This window comes from Bacteroides uniformis, assembly GCF_025147485.1.
GTDB lineage: Bacteria > Bacteroidota > Bacteroidia > Bacteroidales > Bacteroidaceae > Bacteroides > Bacteroides uniformis.
In genome coordinates, this window is sequence record NZ_CP102263.1 from 998,788 (window position 1) to 1,021,208 (window position 22,421).

The window sequence follows — 22,421 nt, forward strand, 5'->3', positions numbered from 1 at the left end:
AGTTATAAATTGCTGGGAAGGGTGGAGAGGAAGGTCCATATCGTGAGGAACGAACGCTCTGCCATGGTTCCCCAGAAATCGGCATACTGCGAAGCATGGTCCTCTACTCCGGGTGTGTCGCTGATGATGCGGAAGCTGAGAAAAGGAACATTGTACAGATAGCAAGTCTGCGCAATGGCGGCAGACTCCATATCAACGGCAAGACCGTCGGGGAAACGTTGCTTGATGGTATCCAGCTCCGTACGGTTGGTGATGAACTGGTCGCCGGTACAGACAAGTCCGCTGTGGATGCGGCTTTCCATTCCGGCTTCGTTCAGCGACAAGGCATGTTTCAACAGAGAGGAACATCCCTCGTAAGAGGCGGGAAAACCTTGCACTTGTCCGTACTCGTTACCGTCGCCGCACCAGACGTCGTGATACACCAGACGTTGGCTTGCCACTACATCCGTCACCTTCAGGCAAGCATCAATGCCGCCCGCCACACCGGTGCTGACGATGCAGTCCGGAGAAAAGCGCCGTATCAGTTCCGAAGCTCCTACCGCTGCACTCACCTTACCGATGCCGCATTGCGTCAAGATTACATGGTTACCGCCCAATGTACCTTCCACATAGCGGAAACTACCATCGCCCGACGTATTCTTATCCTGCAAGCGCTCCACCAACCGGCGGTGTTCGCTGTCCATTGCACTGATTATCCCTATTGTCATATCTATAATAATTTAAGCTTGCATATTATCGTTAAAGCACTTTAATCTTTTTTTGGAAAGGCAAAGGTACAACATTCTGCCGATAACGTGACAATAACAATCTGCATTTATGTATCTTTGCCACAAAAGCGAAGATAGGCTGCACCTCAACAAAACTTTTTCATGCAAGCATGAAAGTTCTGTATTCGGTTTGCACTATCTTTGCCCCACAATTGATTAATTGATAACTCATAACTTATAACTCATGAAGAAGCTTCTTCCCGATCTTATTGCCATCTTGGCATTCGTCCTCCTTTCCTTCGCCTACTTCTTCCCGGCGGATATAGAAAACCGTATTCTCTTTCAGCACGACACGGCTGCAGGAGCAGGGGCAGGACAAGAAGTCAAGGAGTATTACGAACAGACGGGCGAACGCAGCCGTTGGACAAACTCGCTGTTCGGCGGTATGCCCATGTATCAGATAGCCCCTTCGTATGACTCCACCAAGTCACTGCAGTGGGTACAGAAAGCCTACCAACTCTTCCTGCCCGACTATGTGTGCCTCACATTCATGCTGATGCTCGGCTTCTACATCCTGCTGCGCGTCTTCGGCATACCGGTCTGGCTGGCCGGACTGGGCGGTATCATGTGGGCATTCTCGTCCTATTTCTTCATCCTGATATCTGCCGGACACATCTGGAAGTTCATCACCCTTGCCTACGTGCCGCCCACCATAGCAGGCATTGTGCTCGCCTATCGTGGGAAACTGCTGTGGGGAGGCATCCTCACCGCCTTGTTCGTGGCCCTGCAAATCACCTCGAACCACGTGCAGATGTCCTATTACTTCTTCTTCGTCATCCTTTTCTTTGTGGGAGCCTACTTCGAGAAAGCATGGCGTACCAAGACATTGCCCCAGTTCTTCAAGGCAAGTGCCGTACTGATTGTGGCAGCCCTCGTCGGCATAGCCGCCAACGTATCCAACCTCTATCACACCTATGCCTACAGCAAAGAAACCATGCGCGGCAAAAGCGAACTGGTGCAGACCGGCGACGCTGCCAAGCAGACCAGTAGCGGGCTGGACCGCGACTACATCACCCAGTGGAGCTACGGCATCGACGAAACACTGACTCTGCTGGTGCCCAACTTCAAAGGCGGAGCATCTGCCGCCCTCAGCCAGAGTGAAACTGCCATGAGCAAGGCAAACCCGATGTACAGCAGTCTGTACGGCTCACTGACACAATATTTCGGTACCCAGCCCATGACGTCGGGTCCCGTCTACGTCGGAGCATTCGTCTTGTTTCTGTTCGTACTGGGATGCTTCATCGTGAAAGGACCGTTGAAGTGGGCATTGATAGGAGCCACCTTCTTCTCCATCGTCTTGTCCTGGGGCAAGAACTTCATGCCGCTGACGGATTTCTTCATCGATTACGTCCCGTTGTACAACAAGTTCCGCGCCGTGTCCTCCATCCTTGTCATAGCAGAGTTCACGATACCTTTGCTGGCTATCTTTGCCCTGAAACGCCTGCTCGAAGAGCCGGAAATCTTAAAACAGGAAAAGAAGCCCCTCGGCATCAGCCTGCTGCTCACTGCAGGCATCGCCCTGCTGCTTGCCATTGCCCCGGGCAGCATCGGCTCCGGCTACGTGCCCGCCCAAGAGGCACAGATGCTGCAGAATGCCGTCAACCAGCAGATGATACCCGCCAACGAACTCTCCGACATCCTTGCCAACTTGGGAGAGATGCGTGCCGAACTCGTCAGCAGCGACGCCCTGCGTAGCTTCATCATCATAGGCATCGGCTGCAGCCTGCTCTGGCTCTATGCAAGCGGCAAGCTGCGTAGCTCGCTGACCATTGCAGGTATCACCATACTCTGCCTGGCAGATATGTGGGGGGTCAACAAGCGCTATCTGAATGATGCCCAGTTCGTGCCCCACTCCATCCGTACGGAAACCTTCACCAAGACGAATACAGACGAGCTGATACTACAAGATACCAGCTTGGACTATCGTGTATTGAACTTTGCCACCAGCACCTTCGATGACAACAACACCTCCTACTGGCACAAAAGCGTCGGCGGTTATCACCCGGCCAAGCTGCGTCGCTACCAGGAAATGATAGAGCATCACATCTCTCCCGAAATGCAGGCGGCCTACAAGGCCATTGCCACCGCCGGAGGTGAGATGGACAGCGTGGATGCCAATAAGTTCCGCATACTGAACATGCTGAACACCAAATACTTCATCTTCCCTGCAGGACAGCAAAGACAAACCGTTCCCATCCTCAACCCGCACGCCTACGGCAATGCATGGTTTGTAAACAAGGTGCAGTATGTGAACAACGCCAACGAAGAGATTGACGCCCTGGACAGCATCATACCCACAGAGACAGCCGTAGTGGATGCCCGCTTCAAGGATGTGCTGAAAGGTACCACGGAAAGTTATAAAGACAGCCTCTCCAGCATCCGCCTGACAAGTTACACACCTAACCGCCTGACGTACGAAACGAACAATGCCCAAGACGGTATTGCCGTATTCTCCGAAATCTATTATCCGGACGGCTGGCACGTAACCATCGACGGACAGCCTGCCGAACTGGCACGCGCCGACTATATCCTGCGCACAATGTATGTTCCTGCCGGACAGCACACCATCGAAATGCGCTTTGACCCCACCAGCCTGCACGTGACGGAAGGCATCGCCTACGGAGCACTGGCGCTGCTGGTGATAGGTATCATCGTGGCAGTGCTGATAGCCAAAAGGAAGTATGTAAAGGCATAAGAACAAATATCATATCATTCCCCCACAAGCACCCGACGCATTCCGCTATTCATACCCTGATACGGAATGCGTCGAGTGCTTATGTCCGTTCCGTTATCCCCTCATGTTTGTTCTGTCATTCCCTTATGTCTGTTCTGTCAACCCCTATATATTGATGAAAAACCACGGCTGTGAAGCATATTCTTCACAGCTGTGGCACGTCTTCTTCACCGCTGTGGGAAAGGCGTACCACAGCCGTGCGCACATGATAAACCCAAAGGCTTCTCAAGACAAACCACCGTGCAAAACACAACAGAAGCCTATGTAGCACACAACGGAAGCCTATGCAAGAGACAAGAAAGCCCGGTCAGATGCGCAAAAAACCGTTTCTACCCTCCCGGGTAAAAACGGTTCAAGTCAATAATACATGAAAAAACGCTATTTAGAGAGAGTCTCTTCTATAACGGAATGGTTCTCTTCCTTCTTCACTCATCATCAGCAGTTCTCCGAACTGACATCAAAGTTAGGGAAGCATAACAAGAACAACAAATAGAATCTACGAAAAGGCATATCTCATCGACAGAACGGAAAAGAATGAACCCTACAATAGGGAAAAGAATGAAAAAAAAGCTATAAACAGTCGGCAGAACGATATATTTCAGTAACTTTGCTAACGTGAAAACAGGCTGCACCCCAGCATAAAAAAATGAACAGTATGGAAACTACCAGACAAAATAAAATAGCCCGTCTCCTGCAGAAGGAACTGAGTGATATCTTCTTGTTGCAAACCAAGTCCATGCCCGGCATACTGATTTCCGTCAGTGCCGTACGCATCAGCCCCGACATGAGCGTGGCACGCGCTTATCTCAGTATATTCCCCTCGGAGAAAAGCGAAGAAATAGTCAAGAACATCAACGGAAACATGAAATCCATACGCTTTGAACTGGGTACCCGCGTACGCCACCAACTACGCATTATCCCCGAACTGAAGTTCTTCGTAGACGACTCACTGGACTATCTGGAACGAATTGATGAACTGCTGAAATAATGTCCCTTCCCTTCTTTATAGCCCGCCGCTACCTCTTCTCCAAGAAGAAACACAATGCCATTAATATCATCTCCGGCATTTCGGTGTGTGGGGTGGCATTGGCTACGTTGGCGTTGGTATGCACCTTGTCCGTGTTCAACGGTTTTCAGGACATGGTGGCAGGCTTTTTCACAGCTTTCGACCCGGAACTGAAAATCACCGTCCGCGAAGGTAAGGTTTTCGACCCGCACGAAGCGTGCATCCGGCAAGTACACGCCCTGTCCGAGATTGACGTGTGGACGGAAACACTGGAAGAGAATGCCATGGTGCAGTACAAAGACCGCCAGGCAATGGCCGTCATCAAGGGAGTGGAGGACAATTTCGAACAGCTTACCTCCATCGACAGCTTGCTCTATGGGACGGGAAAGTTCCTGCTGAGCGACTCGGTGGTGGACTATGGTTTTCTGGGTGTGGAACTTATATCCGAGTTGGGCACCGGCATTCAGTTCGTGGACCCGTTGCAGGTCTATGCCCCCAAACGGAACGTACGGGTAAACATAGCCAACCCCACTGCGGCTTTCAACCGGGAGTATCTCTTCTCGCCCGGCGCCATCTTTGCCGTCAACCAGCAAAAATACGATTCACGCTACATACTGACGTCACTCGACTTTGCCCGCCGTCTGTTCAATTATGACACGGAAGTCTCTGCCATCGAGATGAAACTGAAACCCGGTTCCAACATCGGCTCCGTACAAAAGAAAATAGCAGGCATTCTCGGCGACCGGTTCATTGTACAGAACCGCTACGAGCAGCAGGCCGATGTTTTCCGCATCATGGAAATAGAGAAACTCATCTCTTATCTCTTCCTCACCTTCATTCTGGGTATCGCATGCTTCAATGTCATCGGTTCGCTGTCCATGCTGATACTGGACAAACGGGAGGACGTGGAGACACTGCGCAATCTGGGTGCCGATGACCGGCTTATAGCGCGCATCTTCTTGTTCGAAGGCAGGATGATTTCTGTATTCGGCGCCCTCTCCGGCATCGTTTTAGGATTGTTGCTGTGCTTTCTGCAGCAACGTTTCGGGTTGATTTCATTGGGGGGAGGCAATGGAAGTTTTGTAGTGGACGCTTATCCGGTAAGTGTACATGCCACGGATATTATTCTGGTATTCTTAACGGTCATCACTGTAGGCTTCTTGTCCGTATGGTATCCGGTGAGATACCTCAGCAAGCGGCTGCTGAGAAAAAGATAAAAAAACAGTTACTTCTTACGGATAATCGTCAATCCGTCACGCAGGGGAAGAATGACTTTCTCCACACGCGCATCCCGCGCCACCAAATCATTGAAGGCTTTGATACTGATTGTTTGCAGGTCTGTGCGATGGGGTTGTTCTTCCAGCACATGGCCATCCCACAAGGTATTGTCGGCAATGATATATCCACCGCCGGAAAGGCGGGCGAGCACCATTTCATAATACTCTATGTATTTACGCTTATCTCCGTCAATAAAGGCAAGGTCGAAAGTGAGGTCCAGTTGCGGTACCCGCTCCAAGGCATCGCCAATGTAGAACCTGATTTTATCCGCGTAATCGGAATTCTCCAGCCACGGACGGGTGAAGTCCTCCTGCTCGTCGTTGATTTCAAACGTATGCAGCATCCCGCCCTCCGGCAGTCCTTCTGCTATGCAAAGTGCGGAATACCCGCTATAAGTCCCTATCTCCAGCACCTGCCGGGGACGAATCATCCGGACAAACATCTTGAGCATACGCCCCTGCAAATGTCCGGAAGCCATGCGGGGATATAGCAACTTGACATGCGTGTCGCGATAGAGCGCTTTCAGATAATCGCCCTCATCATCAATGTGCTGCAAAATGTATTCGTCAATCGTCACTTTGTTAATGGATTATAGGTTAGGGATAAGGGATTAGGGGTTAGGGGTTAGTTCTGCGCACAATTATTAATTAATCATTAACCGCTAATCCCTAACCCCTTATCCTTAATCCCTTATCCTACAAGTATCTGTTACTGTTAGGCAGCACACTATCTTCAGCATGCTTCAAGGCATCTTCTACGACATTGATTTCAAGGAAAGAGGTCTGTGTGCCTTCCTTACCGCTACTCAGGTAGCCCACCATGTCCGTAGGACATAAACGGCCTTCCTTCAACAAGCGACGCAAGGCTGCAAAGTAATATTCCTGCCCGTTGGCAAGTTCGGGCATATAGATAGCTTCCACACCGTAGGAAAGGGCAAGGTGCCGCATGGTCTTTTCCTTGTAGCAGATGGCCAACACCGGATATTTGCCACGGAAAGCGGCAAGGTTACGGGCAGTACGGCCGCTGTAACTGTCGGTGATGATTGCACGGATTTTCAGTTTGGTGGTAGCCTTTACCGCTTGTTTGGCCAGGAACGCAGTCACGTCGTTGCTGTTCTCGTCCAGCGGAATACGGATATCGTTGTCAGACAGCTTGTCTTTCTCCGCTTGGGCGGCAATCTTGGTCATCGTCTTCACCGCTTCTACCGGATACTTTCCATAGGCGGTTTCACCGCTCAACATCAAGGCATCCGTACGATAATAGATGGCATTGGCAATGTCCGTTACCTCCGCACGGGTGGGACGCGGATTGGAAATCATGGTATGAAGCATCTGTGTGGCAACAATCACCGGCTTCTTGGCAAGAATACACTTGCGGATGAGCACACGCTGGATGCCCGGAATACGTTCCTGCGGAACTTCAATACCGAGGTCACCGCGAGCTATCATCACACCGTCGGCTACTTCCAGGATTTCATCGATATTATCAACGCCTTCCTGGTTCTCAATCTTAGCAACAATACGGATATCGCTGTTATGAGCGTCAAGAATCGCCTTGATGTCGAGTATATCCTGCTTATTGCGCACAAAGGAGTGGGCAATGAAGTCTATGTTCTTCTCAATGGCATAAAGGATATTGGTGCGGTCCTTCTCCGTCAGAGAAGGCAGATTGATGCGGACGCCGGGAACGTTGACGCTCTTGCGGCTGCCCAGAGTAGCCTCATTCTGTACTTCGCAGAGCAGGTAGTCGGGGGTCTTCTCTACAACAACCAACTCCAAGTCACCGTCATCAATAAGGATATGGCCGTCCACATTCAAGTCTTTGACGAAATGGGGATAGGATACCGAGATACATTCACGGGTAGTCTCCTGCTCCGGGTTGCCTACCACCTTCACGCGGTCGCCCGCCTTGAAAGGAATGGGCTCAGCCAGAACCGTCGTGCGGACCTCCGGTCCTTTCGTATCCATCAGGATAGCGATGCGGTTGGAAACCGTACGCACATTGTTTATCAACTTCTCGGCACCTTCACGGCCAAGATGTGCAGTATTCATACGTACAACATTCATACCTGCATCGAACAACTGCTTTATAAAATCAACATCACAGCGCTGGTCAGAAATCGTTGCGACAATCTTCGTTTGCTTCAATAACATAATCTATATACCTATTTTATTTAATAATCTTTTAACGCCTCCATGGCCAGACGGTAGGAGTTCAGCCCGAAACCGAGAATGACACCTTTACAAGCGCAGGAAATCATGGACACATGACGAAAAGCCTCGCGGGCATGTACATTAGAGATATGCACCTCAACCACCGGAGAAGTGACCGAACGGATAGCATCCTGCAGAGCGATGGACGTATGGGTGTAAGCACCCGCATTCAAAATGATGCCGTCCACATCAAAACCTACCTGCTGAATCTTGTCTATCAGCTCTCCCTCAATGTTGGACTGGAAATAGTCAATCTGTACATCCGCATATTTCTTACGGAGTTCGGCAAGGTAGTCTTCAAAAGTAACGCTACCGTAAATGGAAGGTTCACGTTTGCCCAAGAGATTTATATTGGGGCCGTTAATAATCTGTATCCTCATAACACAATTTTTTATACCTTTGCGGTGCAAAGATAGTGCAAACCGAAAGCAGATGCAAATTTATTTGCAATTTGCTGAAATGCAGCCTATTTTCGCGAAGCAAAGGTAGAAAAAAGAAATGAAATCAGAAGAAAAATCCACGAATAAGGAGAAACAAACGCTGATAATCAGAAAGTACCACCAGTATCTGAAACTGGAAAAAGCACTCTCACCCAATACAGTGGATGCTTACCAAACAGACTTACAGAAGCTGCTGCACTTTCTGGAAGGAGAGGGTATCGCTATCCTTGACACTACCCTGGATGACTTGCAGCATTTTGCCTCCGGACTGCACGACATCGGCATCCATCCCCGCTCGCAGGCACGCATCTTGTCGGGCATCAAGTCATTCTTCCATTTCCTCGTCATGGCCGACTACCTGGAGGGAGACCCCAGCGAACTGTTGGAGGGACCCAAAATCGGATTCAAGCTTCCAGAAGTACTGACGGTGGAAGAGATAGACCGCATCATCTCCGCCATTGACCTAGGCACAAACGAGGGGCAACGCAACCGGGCCATCCTCGAGACTCTATACAGTTGCGGCCTACGGGTATCGGAACTGTGCAACCTGAAAATCTCCGACTTGTATTTCGACGAAGGCTTCATCAAGGTAGAAGGTAAGGGCAGCAAACAGCGCCTTGTACCCATATCGTCCCGTGCCATCAAGGAGATAAGGAACTGGTTCGTGGACCGCAATGGAGGCTGGAAAATCAAGAAGGACTTCGAGGACTATGTATTCCTGGCACGCTGGGGCAAAAATATCTCGCGCATCATGGTATTCCATCTCATCAAGGAACTGGCGAAGAAGGCCGGCATCACCAAAAACATCAGTCCGCACACCTTCCGCCATTCCTTTGCCACCCACCTGCTTGAAGGAGGAGCCAACCTGCGCGCCATACAAAGTATGCTGGGCCACGAATCTATCGCTACAACAGAAATTTACACACATATTGACCGGCACAGATTGCGCAGTGAAATCATAGAACATCATCCCCGCAATATAAAGTACCGCAAAGAGCGAGAAATTCATTAAATTATGATAAAATTGCTGCACGAGTTAACAAACTGTAATAGGATTTAATATCTTTGCGTTGTTATGTTCATGCCTAAACAGCACACTAACATGGAATAGACAAATTTCAATTACAAACAATTAATTTATACCTAAAATGACTAAGAAATTGTATCTGCCGTTTTTAATGGCAATGATTGTTGCATTAATGACATCGTGCAGCAAAAAGATGGGTGAATTGTCATCAGATTATTTCACCGTAACTCCTCAAGTTCTAGAGGCTGTAGGTGGTAAAGTTCCCGCTACAATCAACGGAAAATTCCCCGAAAAGTACTTCAACAAGAAGGCTGTGGTAGAAGTGACCCCTGTGCTGAAATGGAATGGCGGCGAAGCTAAAGGCCAATCGGCTGTGTTCCAGGGCGAAAAAGTAGAAGGTAACGACCAGACTATCTCTTACAAGATGGGCGGCAGCTACACTATGAAGACATCTTTCGACTATGTACCGGAAATGGCCAAATCCGAACTGTATCTGGAATTCAAGGCTACAGTAGGCAAAAAGACTGTCACTATCCCTGCTGTAAAAGTAGCTGATGGTGTAATCTCCACTTCTGAGATGCTGGAACAAACATTGGGCAGCGCTAACCCCGCCAATGGTGACGACGCTTTCCAACGTATCATCAAAGAAAAGCATGACGCCAACATCATGTTCTTGATTCAACAAGCCAACGTACGCGCCAGCGAATTGAAGACTGCCAAAGAATTCGGCAAAGAAGTGAAAAACATAGACGAAGCTGAAAACAAGAAAATCAGCAACATCGAAATCTCCGCATACGCTTCTCCCGATGGTGGTGTAGGCTTGAATACTACACTGGCTGAGAACCGCCAGGACAACACGGCTAAAATCATCAACAGAGATTTGAAGAAAGCAAAAATCAATGCAGCAGTAGACACCAAGTATACGGCTCAGGACTGGGAAGGCTTCCAGGAACTGGTATCCAAATCAAACATCCAAGATAAAGAATTGATTCTTCGCGTTCTTTCCATGTATCAGGATCCTGAACAAAGAGAACAAGAAATCAAGAACATCTCTTCTGTTTATAAGACTTTGGCTGACGAAATCCTGCCGCAACTGCGTCGTTCACGCCTGACTTTGAACTACGAAATCATCGGTAAGTCTGACGAAGAAATCGCAAACCTCGCCGACAGCGATGCCAAGCAGCTGAACATCGAAGAATTACTGTATGCCACCACCTTGACTAAAGATGCTGCCAAGCAAGAAGCCATCTTCACAAAAGCTACTCAAATCTACCCGAACGATTTCCGTGCTTACAACAACTTAGGTAAACTGGCTTATCAGGCTGGTGATCTTAACAAGGCTGAAAGCTACTTCAAGAAAGCTCTCTCCATCAAGGATGCTCCTGAAGCAAACATGAATCTCGGTCTGATTGCCTTGACCAAGGGCGACAGAACAGCAGCAGAAAGCTATCTGAGCAAGGCTTCCGGTTCTAAGGAACTGAACGAGGCATTGGGTAATCTGTATGTTGCTCAAGGACAGTACGACAAGGCTGTCAGCTCATTTGGCGACACTAAGACTAACAGCGCTGCTTTGGCACAAATCCTGGCTAAGGACTACAACAAGGCTAAGAACACACTGGCTGCTATCGAAAGACCAGACGCTTATACTGACTACCTGATGGCTGTACTTGGCGCAAGAACCAACAATACATCTATGGTAACCAGCAGTCTGAAGAATGCCATTGCAAAAGAACCGGCTTTGGCAAAGAAGGCTGCTTCTGACCTGGAATTCGCCAAATACTTCACTAACACTGACTTTATGAATATCATCAAATAATAAAGGTTAGATTGAAAAGAACGTGCCCGGCATAGAAATATGTCGGGCATTTCTTTTTATTCACACCAAAAAGAAGTATTTTCGCGACGAAGTATCAGAAAAAGAACCGGAATGAAGAAAATCTATCTTGCATACCTTCTGCTTATTATATTGTCTGCCTGCGGCAGCAAAAATACAAATTCAGTCTACCTAAATGGTGAAATCAAAGGGCTGGGGAATGATACCCTTTATATATATGGTACGGACAAGTTCTATAACCGTATGGACACTCTGCTTGTCAAGGATGACAAGTTCTCTGCAACCCTCACCACCGACACGCTTGTCTCTACATGGCTGCAATTCAGTGACGGCACAGAATATCCGCTTTACCTGAACAAAGGAGACAAAATAAAGATAAAAGGCTCCGCCGCCGAGCTTACTTCACTGGAAATCACGGGGAATGCCCCCAATGAAGAACTGACAGCTTTTCAGAAAGAGTTGAAAGGTTTGAGTACTCCCTCGGAGAAAGCATTGGAAGAAAAAGCAGAAGCCTTCATCAACAGCCATCCTTCTTCGCTGGTAAGTATCTATCTGCTGGAGAAATATTTCGTGCAAAAACCGCAACCGGACTTCTCCTTAATCAAAGAAATGACAGAACACATGACCGGAGGCTTGAAAGACCGTCCGTATGTGGACGAACTGCTTGACCTTATCCAAGAAGAAGAGAAGGTATCCGTTGGGAAAACCATCCCTTACGTCAACCTGCCCAATGCCAAAGGCACACAAATCAGCCGTACTAGCTTTAAGGACAAATATCTGTTGATACATTTTTGGGCATCTTGGGACCCGCAAAGCATGGAAGCCAACGCTGCCCTGCGCCGGATTTACAAGAAAGAAGAAAAGAACAAGCTATTCGCACTCTGGGGCATTTCCTTGGATATCGACAGAAAGGAATGGGAAGAAGCAATCAAAAGAGATACCCTGAAGTGGGAACAGAGTTGTGATTTCTCCGGATGGAACACAGCGCCCATCAAACAGCTCGCCATACAAGCATTGCCTGCCAATCTGTTCCTTAGCCCTTCCGGAAAAATTGAAGGGAAGAATATGAGTGAGGAAGACATCAAAAAGAAACTGGAGGAGATAGAGCAAAAGGAAAAAGAGAAGAAAGAGAGTGAAAAGAAACTCAAAAAACAAAACCGACGGTAGCCTATCCTGCCATCACTAACCCCTAATCACTAAAAACGTGCTCATAAAAGTTTTTGGAGCGGCTGTTCAAGGTATTGACGCAACCCTCATCACCATTGAAGTCAACAGTTCCAGAGGCTGTATGTTCTATTTAGTCGGTTTGCCGGACTCTGCGGTCAAAGAAAGCCATCAACGTATCATATCTGCTTTGCAGGTCAACGGCTACCGGATGCCGACCAGCAATATTGTCATCAACATGGCTCCGGCTGACATCCGCAAGGAAGGTGCAGCTTACGATTTACCTTTAGCCATCGGCATACTTGCCGCCAGCGAAGTTATCCAGTCCGATAAGCTGGAACGCTATCTGCTGATGGGTGAACTAAGCCTTGACGGCAGCCTGCAACCTATCAAAGGAGCACTCCCCATTGCCATCAAGGCCAGAGAACTGGGGTTTGAGGGTATGATTGTACCGCAACAGAATGCCCACGAAGCGGCAGTAGTAAACAATCTGAAAGTGTACGGAGCGGGAAACATCAAGGAAGTTATAGAATTCTTTAATGGCACGCAGGAATTAACCCCTACGTTAGTCAACACCCGCGAGGAATTCTATTCCCAGCAGAGCAACTTCGATTTCGACTTTGCAGAAGTAAAAGGACAGGAAAATGTGAAACGAGCCTTGGAGGTAGCTGCTTCGGGCAGCCACAATATACTTCTCATCGGTTCGCCGGGCAGCGGTAAGTCCATGCTTGCCAAGCGTCTGCCATCTATACTTCCTCCCCTCTCTTTGGGAGAGAGTCTGGAAACGACCAAGATTCATTCTGTTGCCGGAAAGTTGGGCAAAGACGGTGGACTCATCTCGAAACGCCCGTTCCGCGCCCCTCACCACACCATTTCTACGGTAGCGATGACCGGTGGAGGAAGTTTCCCCCAGCCCGGTGAAATCAGTCTGGCACATAACGGAATTTTATATCTTGATGAACTGCCAGAGTACAGCCGTAACGTATTGGAGGTTCTTCGCCAACCGCTGGAAGATAGGAAGATTACCGTGTCACGCATCCGATGCAATGTAGAGTACCCGGCAAGTTTTATGCTGGTAGCCTCTATGAATCCGTGTCCATGCGGGTATTACACGCATCCCACCAAGGCTTGTGTATGCAGTCCTGGACAAGTACAAAAGTACCTGAACCGCATATCCGGACCTTTGCTCGACCGTATCGACCTGCAAATTGAAGTCACCCCACTCCCCTTTGAAGAGATGGCAGATTCTCGCCCCGGCGAATCGAGCGCCACCATACGCGAGCGTGTGATACGTGCCCGACAAATTCAAGAAGCAAGGTATGCAGACATTCCCGGCATATATTGTAATGCCCAGATGAACAGTAAACTGCTTGCTCGCCACGCCCGTCCGGATGACAAAGGACTTGCCATGCTCAAAACTGCCATGAACCGCCTAAACCTTTCGGCCCGCGCCTACGACCGTATATTGAAAGTATCACGCACCATCGCCGACCTGGAAGGCTGCGAATTGATACAGCCGGCACACTTGGCGGAAGCTATCGGATATAGAAATCTGGATAGGGAGGACTGGGCAGGATAAATCGTCGCGAAATAAAAATATAAAATTCCGTGGAACTTCCCAGCCCCACGGAATCATGATCAAGAAATCTATTATCTTTTTATAATAGTAGTTCTCCACATATTATACAGAAGAAATTCTCACATCTTATTCTTCATTTTGAATACCGAGTATCATATACCCATAAGGAGGCAATGTAATATGATAGTCCTCAGACAATACAGGTGGTATATTATCTCCATCCAATAGATTTAGAGGAGTTTGTCCCAGCAAGATACCCGTATTCTTCAAATTCACAGAAATGGTTTCCGTACTATTCTGGAAATTCATAATGACTAGGGCCGAAACTTTCCCATCTTTATTGCTTCGTTTAAAGACAGTATACTTACTATCATCATTTGAAGGAATACAAGTGCGCTGTCCCATGGGAGCCAACCCGTTATAGCCATTCTGCAACCTGATTAAATCATAAAACTTCTTCTGGTCCTTTTGAGGCCACTTATCAAGAATTAATTGGGCTATATAATCCGAATGATGATCACCATAATGGTTTATTACTACTGTCCCCATGGAAATTAAATAAGCCAATTCAAAAAGGCGCTCCTCATTAGTAGCTGGAATCTCCCACATTGGTGGAGTAATAGTTGTTGCCCCCAATGCCACAATACGGTCTCTATAACTCTTCAACTTTCCATTCAATTCACATGGGTTCTGATTTCTTCTGGCATTTAAGACCTCACTTCTTTTTCCACCGCCCCAACCATACATATCAAAACCTTGAATTAGTTTAAAATCAAACCTGCTAATCCATTTTTCAATATTTGAAGCTCCCTCCGCATTAGTTAGAATGCCTCTACGATTTAAAACTTTTATAATAGACTCATTGATAATATCGTCAGTAATACCATCATAGACCTCAGGAGCATCCAGAAGTATTCCATCCACCCCCTTATCTGCCCAAAAGTCCAGATAATTCCGACACTCTTCCTGCCACTCCCAATTGTTAAAGTTGTAGCTTGGAATGCGTCCTTCAGCCCCATCCGAGTTTCCCCAACACGAATAGTAATAAGCCTGGGCTCTGTCACTCCAAAACCAATTGTCATTCAACTTCTTATCACTGAAATGAAACCAGTTCCTCTCCTTACTATATACACCATTACGCTGATCATCACATGCTTTTTCAAAGAAAGGAGCTTTATACCAACAATAACCAACATTTCCAAAGAAAGTCAGCCTCATATCCCGTGCATGTACTTCACGGAGAAGGTCCTCAAAATCTTCCAATGTTCCAATAGACGGGTCTATGGCATAGTTATTTGTAGCTCCAAGCCCTCCCCACACACTAGGATCACCTTCATATATAGCCGAAAGTTCAATATTACGATAACCTTGTGCCTGCAATATATCCAAACTGTCTTTTATAGAGTTAAGCGTTTGGCGATAGTATTTGGGGTAATACCTTGTCATACCAGAAGTCTCTTCCCACCACGTTGCATTACGTGGTGAACCAAACCCCTTAATGACCAACGAACGGCTACCTGCTCTACTTTTACTTTTGGCATCCAATATAGTTAATTTGATATACCGATATACACCATTCAATTCTTTTACGTACTCAGTACCGGCAATACCCGAACGACAGTCTGCCAATAAGTCCCATTTTTTATTATCATTTGACCCTTCAATAATAAAGGACCAAACATCTTTTTCCACAAAAGTCTGTTTTATATTCCGAACATCACATGGCAAACCTAAATCCGCACATAACCATTGCGGATAAGCATTATTGTCCGCATACCAAAAAGTAGTATTGTCACCATCAAAGGCCTTCTTCTGAGTATGATTATTGTCGCAAAACGAAGAAGTGGCAGCTAAAGCATTAAAGGCCAAATCCTCAAGTTCCCGACCGCCTAAAGAAACCACATCTTTTTCTGTTCCAAAAACTCGAAATTCACAACTGTGTGCCCAATATCCCTTCGCTGAGCCCAAAATAGTCAGTCTAATATAACGGAATTCTCCTGAAACCGGAGTTTTGAAATCAAATCCACTAATACCATCTGTATTATCAACCAAAACAGCCCAGTGCAATTCATCATTGGAACCTTCAATCTTAAACTTCCAGCTATCATGGTCTTTAAAGATTTGCTGAATTCCGGATAACGTACAAACCTCTTCCAGATCAACAGTCAAAGATTGGGGAAACTGCTCATTATCAGCAATCCAATAGGTTGACATATTTCCATCCAAAGCATCATTCGGATTATGATCCTTTTGCAGCACCACATTAGTGCATTGCTTACCTAAAGCAATATTCTTATCCGCATTTGTTCCATTTATAACAAATTCTTTCGAAGAAGGCAGAAAACCATCTTTAGACTCAAGGACAGTTAATTTTACATAACGGTACACGCCACTCACACTTTCTGCAAAAACATCACCGGAAGCTCCTTTCGTCTTATCTACCAACAGCAACCAATTCTCTTTATCAACAGAGCCTTCTACCTTGAATTTCCAAACAGACGATTCATGAAATACCTGACAAATGCTAGTCAATGAATAAGAGGTTTTCAAATCTACTACAATCCATCCGGCAGACTGGCTAGATTGCCAGAAAGAAGTCAAACTACCGTCTACAGCTTTGGCTGAAGAATGCTTCCCTTTGGAAGAAGATGCCACAGTGGACGCTCCTACCGATAAATTTCCTTTCCTTACTTCAAGAATATCCGTTCCAGACCTTGCAAAAGAGAAACTATCACCATACTTTTCCCGAGAATAGCCATGGAGAGATAGCATCATCACCAATACCCATACAATCTTAAATTTCATAATCATCTTAAATTTGTTTATCATGTTTATTTGAATCTCATAGATAGAACGTTATCGAATTATCCCCCAACTTGAGTTTCATTTCCCCACAGTTTGGCACCATTACCCAAATTCTTTCGCCACTCATGCCTCCATCTATGTATATCCTGATCACGAATAAAAGCTTTAGGCCTTCTATCTTCTTTGGTCGGAGCAGGAGGTAGAACTCCAGCTTCTGATTGATACCAGTATACCACACTACTAATATCCAGTGTCAAATTATTATTATGCCCATGTTCTATTGTCCCTCTTAACGATTTCTCAAAATAAATCGGATCTGCCACAAAGAAACGATACACATGCGTTCTTCCCAACCAACCATTGTCATTATTAACCCTTGCATAACCATAATAAGGATGATTGAACAAGGTCTTCGGACACCACGAAGTATTAAAAAAGTCTTCAGTGCCCGTACCTAACAAAGATGCCTTTTCTTCACCATCAATGAATATCATATCATCTCCTTCTCCATACCACATTGTTGAAGGAGAATGGACATAATAATTTATCCCTACAAAATGTCCTTTACCCTTTATATCAGCAAACAGATAGTTATTAGCACCGTCCACATTATTACCCATTGGTCCTACCAATCCCCATTCGGTTTCACCTTCTGGTAAAGCTTCCGTCAATTCATGATTATACCATGCATGGAAACGTCCTGAACCCACCGGCAATTTTCTCATTTCTACATAATCTACATAAAAATAGATGCAATCAATATTTATATCGCTTTGATTCTCTATCTCTAAACGGGCACCATTGGCAAAAGGCATCTGGAAATAAGAAACCAAACCAGTCCCATTTGTAGGACCAACTGCCAATGGGAGTGTAGCATATTCATAATGCTCGTCCCATCCATTTCCAAAAAAAGCAGCAATCGGAGACTCTACTGAAGGAGTAGACCGTCCATCCCAATATATCCTGAATATGAGATCATTTCTCATAATATGCATCGGGGCAATAGTAAACCAAATATGGTTAATAATACCAGTACCCGGAATATCAACACTCCATTTCTCTCCTGGTTTTATAGGACCTACATTATCATTATTATTCCCCGTTTTATCGGCACTACTTATTCTACGGTTACGGACACCTTCTTGAATAGTAGTCAACCCTCCTAGTTCTCCACCCCTCACTTGAGTATGACCATCTAAAGTTGCGAACATACTCAAAAAGAACAACATAATCAAATTTATTTTTTTCATTCTTAATGTATTAATCAATTAAACAATACACATATTGATTTTTTACTGGGTATTGGAAGACATGGAAGGTGGAGCATCTTGCGGCCTACTTCCCCATTTATAATTAGGCTTTTTCCCCATTATCAACTCCAGTTCCCCCCCATTTACCAGTTCAGAGTGATAGAACCAAGGTTTAGAAAGTTTCTTCCCGTTCAATTTGGCAGATTGTATATACCGATTCTCATTGGACACATTTTTTGCTTCAATTACAAACTTACCACCTTTATAGTATTTTTCATCCAAATGAATGGTTACCTTCTCAAATAATGGCGAACTAATCTCATAAAAAGGCTCCACACAGCCTCCTCCATTCACTTCAAACAGCCCCATTGCAGCCATTACAAACCAAGCTCCACCTTGTCCCTGGTCTTCATCACCCGGCCAACCATGAATAGGGGTCGAGCCATAATATTTATTCATCATTTCTCGTGCCCAGTACTGCGTTAACCAAGGCTTTCCAGAATAATTAAACAGAAAAGCCGCCTGCATACACGGTTGATTACCGTGATTCACATAAGCCGCACTGAACCTATCACCCGGAGGAGAGAAACTGTATTCAGAAGAAATTTCAAATCCTTCATTTAACCGACGGTTAAATTCTTCCCTACCAATCATCTTAACCAACTCATTCATATCATGAGGTACCATCCACGTATATTGCCACGAGTTACCTTCTACAAATCCAGAGCCCAGCCACGACCAACTGGTAGAATGCTCATCTTTATTAATAGGTTCAAAATCCGGCATCCACGTTCCATCACTATATTTCGGCCGGACATATTTCGTTTCCGAATCGAAAACATTTTTATAATTATAAGCACGTCTTGTAAAATAATCATAATCCTCTTCATAGCCAAGAGCCTTGGCAAATTGTGCCGCATTCCAATCATCAAAAGCGTACTCCAATGTATTAGAAGTTGGCCCCTCATAGGTAGTTCCAAAGACATTATGATGAGATTTCTCACCATAAGGCACAAATCCATACTTCAAGTAAACATCCAAATGCCTATTGCCTACAATACCACCAGAAGAAAGTGCTGTTCCCTGTGTTGTCAAGGTCTTTTTAACAGCTTCATACGCTTTATCTACATCATAATTACGAATACCTTTCTGATATGCACTCACCATAAGAGGTATCTCATGCTGAGCTCCCATAATATCACAATACTCCACTCCCGGAGGTCCATTGGGTAACCATCCACCCACTCTGTAATACTCCAATAATGACTCTACCCACTTATTCATAATGTCTGGAGTAGCAAGTGCCCACAATTGATTGAGATTCCAAAAAGTATTCCAAAAAGCATCACAGCCATAAATAGGCGAAGCAGGATCTTTCAATTGTTGTGTTCGCTCATACATATCAACATATTGACCGTCCACATCACTGAAAATAGTCCTTGAACAATAAGAACGATATAAATTCGTATAGAACTTTCGTTTATCTTCCTCAGTTCCTCCTTCAATTTCAATGGTGCTTAAGATTTTTCTCCATTCATTAACGGCATATTTACGGACTGCATCAAAGTTCCAGCCAAAGCCTCCAGACTCCACTTCCAAATTCTTTCGTGCTTGTTCAATACTCACATACGATATAGCAGTCTTAAGCTGGATAATCTCACCCTCCTCCGTATTAAAATTCATAAAAGCACCGATATCATGTCTTCCCCAACAAATGCTTGAAGTAGTATCCACATACCCATTGACCCATGTTCCAAAAGATTTCATCGGTTTATCGACACGAGCAACAAAATATACTGTATAATCATTCAGCAGATTGGTTGGCTCATCATACGACGATTGGGTAGAGAAACCTTCTATTTCATAATCACTGACTTTGGATATAGAAGCCCATCTAACTTCATATGGATATTCCGAACCATTCTCCAAATCAAATAAAATACGGGAACTATCCGATTTTGGAAATGTATACCTTTGAAACCCCGTACGTGTTGTAGAAGTTAGTTCCGCTTTTATATTATAATCATCCAAAAGGACTGAATAATATGATAAAGAAGCTTTCTCATTTTTATGATTAATACGGGAGCGGTAGCCGCTATCAGGTTCGTTTTCTTCTCCCGGCTTAATTTTCAGAGGTCCGGTAACAGGCATGGTCAGTAAGCCCCCCATCGTCCAACTATGTATATGACTAAAACCTATGATCTGATTAATTTTATACTCATAACCACCTCTCCATACATTCCCCTGATTGTCCGGACTAAGCTTTACCATTCCGAATGGCATAGCTGGTCCGGGAAATTGCATCCATCTCGAATCAGAATTTCCAATCATAGAATCAACGTACTCTGTGACATCCCTTGACTGTCCCCAAAGAGAAGAGCTAAAGTATAACAAGAACAATAATATCACCTTTTTCATACTTATAAGTATATGAATTTCATATAAATACTTTACATGCCTACCGAACCTCTTTGATTAAGTTCAAATTCAGCTATCAATTAATTCCACCCCATCCCGGATTCTGTACAAAAATATCAGGATTCTTATTAACTTCATCTTGATGGAACGGCCACAAATAGTGCTTAGGTGCCTCAAATACTCTTTCCTCAACCAAAGTACGTTTAAAGAAACTATTATCACGGGCACCAATATCCATACCATGGACCGCTTTTACCTGATCGCTTATCTTCCAACGATTACAATCGAAATACCGATGAGTCTCCAAAGCTAATTCCACTTGACGTTCGCGTCTAATTTTTTGTCTCATTTCATCTTGAGACAAACCTGCCTTCAACCCTGGCAATCCCGAACGTTTACGAATCAAATTTACATATTTATAGACATCATCCACCGGACCAGAAGCCTCATTCAATGCTTCTGCATAATTGAGGTAAAGTTCCCCCAAACGGAAATAATTCCATGTCTTATTTACAAAAACTCCTCTTAAAATATCTACACCATCCTCATCCAAAAACTTACGCATCAGATAACCAGTAGTTGTATAGTCAGGTCCACCAGTACGTCCATCAGGAGCTCCCATACGGAAATCAATCTGACGTCCTCTCCAGTAAGCACCGCTATAAGTAACTGTTGCATAGAATCTCGGTTCTCTGTCTACAAACATATTAAAAGTATTTTCCGGATAATACCCCTCTGCATCTGCCTCTTCCGTAAACCCTTCTTCAGAATATCCTGATTCAGAATATCCTGATTCAGAATTAATTATTGGACTACCATCAGCATTATATCCTAAAATAGGAGTTGTACCATCTGCCATTTCATATGCATCAACAAGCTCCTGAGTAGGACATAAGCCTGACCAACCGCCTAAACTGAGCGGAGCGGCAGCACGTTCCATCTGGTCATAAATCGCCACATTCTTTGCAAAAATAATCTCCTTATTCCAGTTCTCTACAAACAAGTAACGGTAATTCTCCATTGGGTCACCTGACGGTGCATAATACAACCCATAACCTGCCTTTTCCATTTCATCTATACATGTTTTGGTATATTCGGCAGCAATCTTCCAACGTTCCGCTTCATAAGAGAGGGGGAACAAGTGATTTCCTTCTTTATCTGTAAAGTTTGCATAATCAGGATTACCATTCCACAAGGGGCTAGCCCTATAAAGTAAAGCCCTCGCCTTTAATGCCATAGCAGCAGCTTTTGTCACACGACCATATCTGTCTGCTCCTTCTTTCATTTTCAGCATACCTCCAGCCTTATCACACTCGTTAGTAATAAAATCTACACACTGATCTAACGGCATTCGTTTACACAATTCTGAAAAATCTTCATTGGGATCAAATACTTTCTCTGTAATGTGTATCGGCCCATAAATACGCAATAATTGGAAATGAAAAAATGCACGTAAGAAAGTAGCCTCTCCAATCCAACCGGCACGCTTTGACTCATCCATAGGAACCTTAGCTACATTTTCAAGAAAGATATTCGTTTTTCTAATACCCTGGTATGCCATATTGGAAATATCTTTTAAAACATTATCAGGTGTCCAGGACCCATTATTCATGAAGTAGGCAAAACAATTTGTATAAGGATAATCCAGCTCATCTGCCGCACCAACGAATGGATTGTGCCCCCAATCATTCGTGAAATTCAATTCCCAGGGCATATTCCAATAAATGGATGATAAGAATTGCTCTGCATAATTCTCTCGTGTAAACACATCATCAAGGGTCAAATCTTCATCAGGTGCTTTATCTAAGTAATCAGCACATGAAGTATTTACTCCCAATAATATCATCAACAAAGTGATGCAAACTATATTAATACGTTTCATATTCGCTCAAGTTTAATCGTTCTA

Annotated in this window: 15 protein-coding genes; 7 read left to right on the top strand and 8 right to left on the bottom strand. The window is 45.3% G+C overall.

Annotation, left to right across the window (positions count from 1 at the left end; translation table 11 throughout):
* Positions 1–2: 2 nt before the first annotated feature.
* Entirely contained in the window at positions 3–707 is a 705-nt protein-coding gene (locus NQ510_RS03800) for a 5'-methylthioadenosine/adenosylhomocysteine nucleosidase (protein WP_005830756.1), read from the bottom strand.
* A 244-nt stretch (positions 708–951) separates the two neighbouring features.
* Here NQ510_RS03800 and NQ510_RS03805 point away from each other — a divergent pair, with 244 nt between their 5' ends.
* The 3 genes from NQ510_RS03805 to NQ510_RS03815 all read left to right on the top strand — a co-directional run bounded on the left by NQ510_RS03805 (position 952) and on the right by NQ510_RS03815 (position 5,724).
* Complete coding sequence (locus NQ510_RS03805) at positions 952–3,462, top strand: YfhO family protein (protein ID WP_005830759.1); 2,511 nt, start codon at positions 952–954, stop codon at positions 3,460–3,462.
* Between the two features lie 694 nt (positions 3,463–4,156).
* A complete protein-coding gene (gene rbfA / locus NQ510_RS03810) occupies positions 4,157–4,489 on the top strand; it encodes a 30S ribosome-binding factor RbfA (protein ID WP_005834378.1) in 333 nt (110 codons plus the stop codon).
* Positions 4,489–5,724 carry an FtsX-like permease family protein gene (locus NQ510_RS03815; RefSeq protein ID WP_005830763.1) on the top strand — a complete coding sequence of 412 codons (1,236 nt, stop codon included), beginning with the start codon at positions 4,489–4,491 and terminating at the stop codon, positions 5,722–5,724. The genes rbfA and NQ510_RS03815 overlap by 1 nt, the downstream gene beginning before the upstream one ends.
* 8 nt (positions 5,725–5,732) lie before the next feature.
* On the opposite strand, the gene NQ510_RS03820 is transcribed toward NQ510_RS03815, so the two are convergent.
* The 3 genes from NQ510_RS03820 to aroQ all read right to left on the bottom strand — a co-directional run bounded on the left by NQ510_RS03820 (position 5,733) and on the right by aroQ (position 8,378).
* Entirely contained in the window at positions 5,733–6,362 is a 630-nt protein-coding gene (locus NQ510_RS03820; protein WP_005830764.1) for an O-methyltransferase, read from the bottom strand.
* Between the two features lie 118 nt (positions 6,363–6,480).
* Positions 6,481–7,938: a pyruvate kinase gene (pyk, locus tag NQ510_RS03825; protein ID WP_005830765.1), complete on the bottom strand. Its 1,458-nt coding sequence runs from the start codon at positions 7,936–7,938 to the stop codon at positions 6,481–6,483.
* 20 nt (positions 7,939–7,958) lie between these two features.
* Positions 7,959–8,378: a type II 3-dehydroquinate dehydratase gene (aroQ, locus tag NQ510_RS03830; protein WP_005830766.1), complete on the bottom strand. Its 420-nt coding sequence runs from the start codon at positions 8,376–8,378 to the stop codon at positions 7,959–7,961.
* Between the two features lie 118 nt (positions 8,379–8,496).
* On the opposite strand from aroQ, the gene xerD reads away from it, so the two are divergent.
* From xerD to NQ510_RS03850, 4 genes are all read left to right on the top strand, one after another.
* A complete protein-coding gene (xerD, locus tag NQ510_RS03835) occupies positions 8,497–9,450 on the top strand; it encodes a site-specific tyrosine recombinase XerD (protein ID WP_005830767.1) in 954 nt (317 codons plus the stop codon).
* A 136-nt stretch (positions 9,451–9,586) separates the two neighbouring features.
* Positions 9,587–11,281 (top strand): tetratricopeptide repeat protein, encoded by a 1,695-nt coding sequence (locus tag NQ510_RS03840; RefSeq protein WP_005830769.1) that lies wholly within the window; start codon positions 9,587–9,589, stop codon positions 11,279–11,281.
* Positions 11,282–11,392: 111 nt separating this feature from the next.
* Positions 11,393–12,466, top strand: coding sequence for a TlpA disulfide reductase family protein (locus NQ510_RS03845; RefSeq protein ID WP_005830772.1), 1,074 nt, complete (start codon positions 11,393–11,395; stop codon positions 12,464–12,466).
* 37 nt (positions 12,467–12,503) lie between these two features.
* Positions 12,504–14,042: a YifB family Mg chelatase-like AAA ATPase gene (locus NQ510_RS03850; RefSeq protein ID WP_005830774.1), complete on the top strand. Its 1,539-nt coding sequence runs from the start codon at positions 12,504–12,506 to the stop codon at positions 14,040–14,042.
* Between the two features lie 126 nt (positions 14,043–14,168).
* On the opposite strand, the gene NQ510_RS03855 is transcribed toward NQ510_RS03850, so the two are convergent.
* The 4 genes from NQ510_RS03855 to NQ510_RS03870 form a co-directional block, all read right to left on the bottom strand.
* Positions 14,169–16,847: a discoidin domain-containing protein gene (locus tag NQ510_RS03855; protein WP_158573900.1), complete on the bottom strand. Its 2,679-nt coding sequence runs from the start codon at positions 16,845–16,847 to the stop codon at positions 14,169–14,171.
* Positions 16,848–16,906: 59 nt separating this feature from the next.
* The gene (locus NQ510_RS03860) at positions 16,907–18,097 is read right to left on the bottom strand and encodes a glycoside hydrolase family 172 protein (RefSeq protein WP_005830778.1); all 1,191 of its coding nucleotides are present in this window, start codon (positions 18,095–18,097) and stop codon (positions 16,907–16,909) included.
* Positions 18,098–18,139: 42 nt separating this feature from the next.
* Complete coding sequence (locus NQ510_RS03865) at positions 18,140–20,515, bottom strand: GH92 family glycosyl hydrolase (RefSeq protein WP_005830780.1); 2,376 nt, start codon at positions 20,513–20,515, stop codon at positions 18,140–18,142.
* Between the two features lie 76 nt (positions 20,516–20,591).
* Positions 20,592–22,397, bottom strand: a complete 1,806-nt coding sequence (locus NQ510_RS03870; protein ID WP_005830782.1) for a RagB/SusD family nutrient uptake outer membrane protein — start codon at positions 22,395–22,397, stop codon at positions 20,592–20,594.
* Between the last annotated feature and the right edge of the window lie 24 nt (positions 22,398–22,421).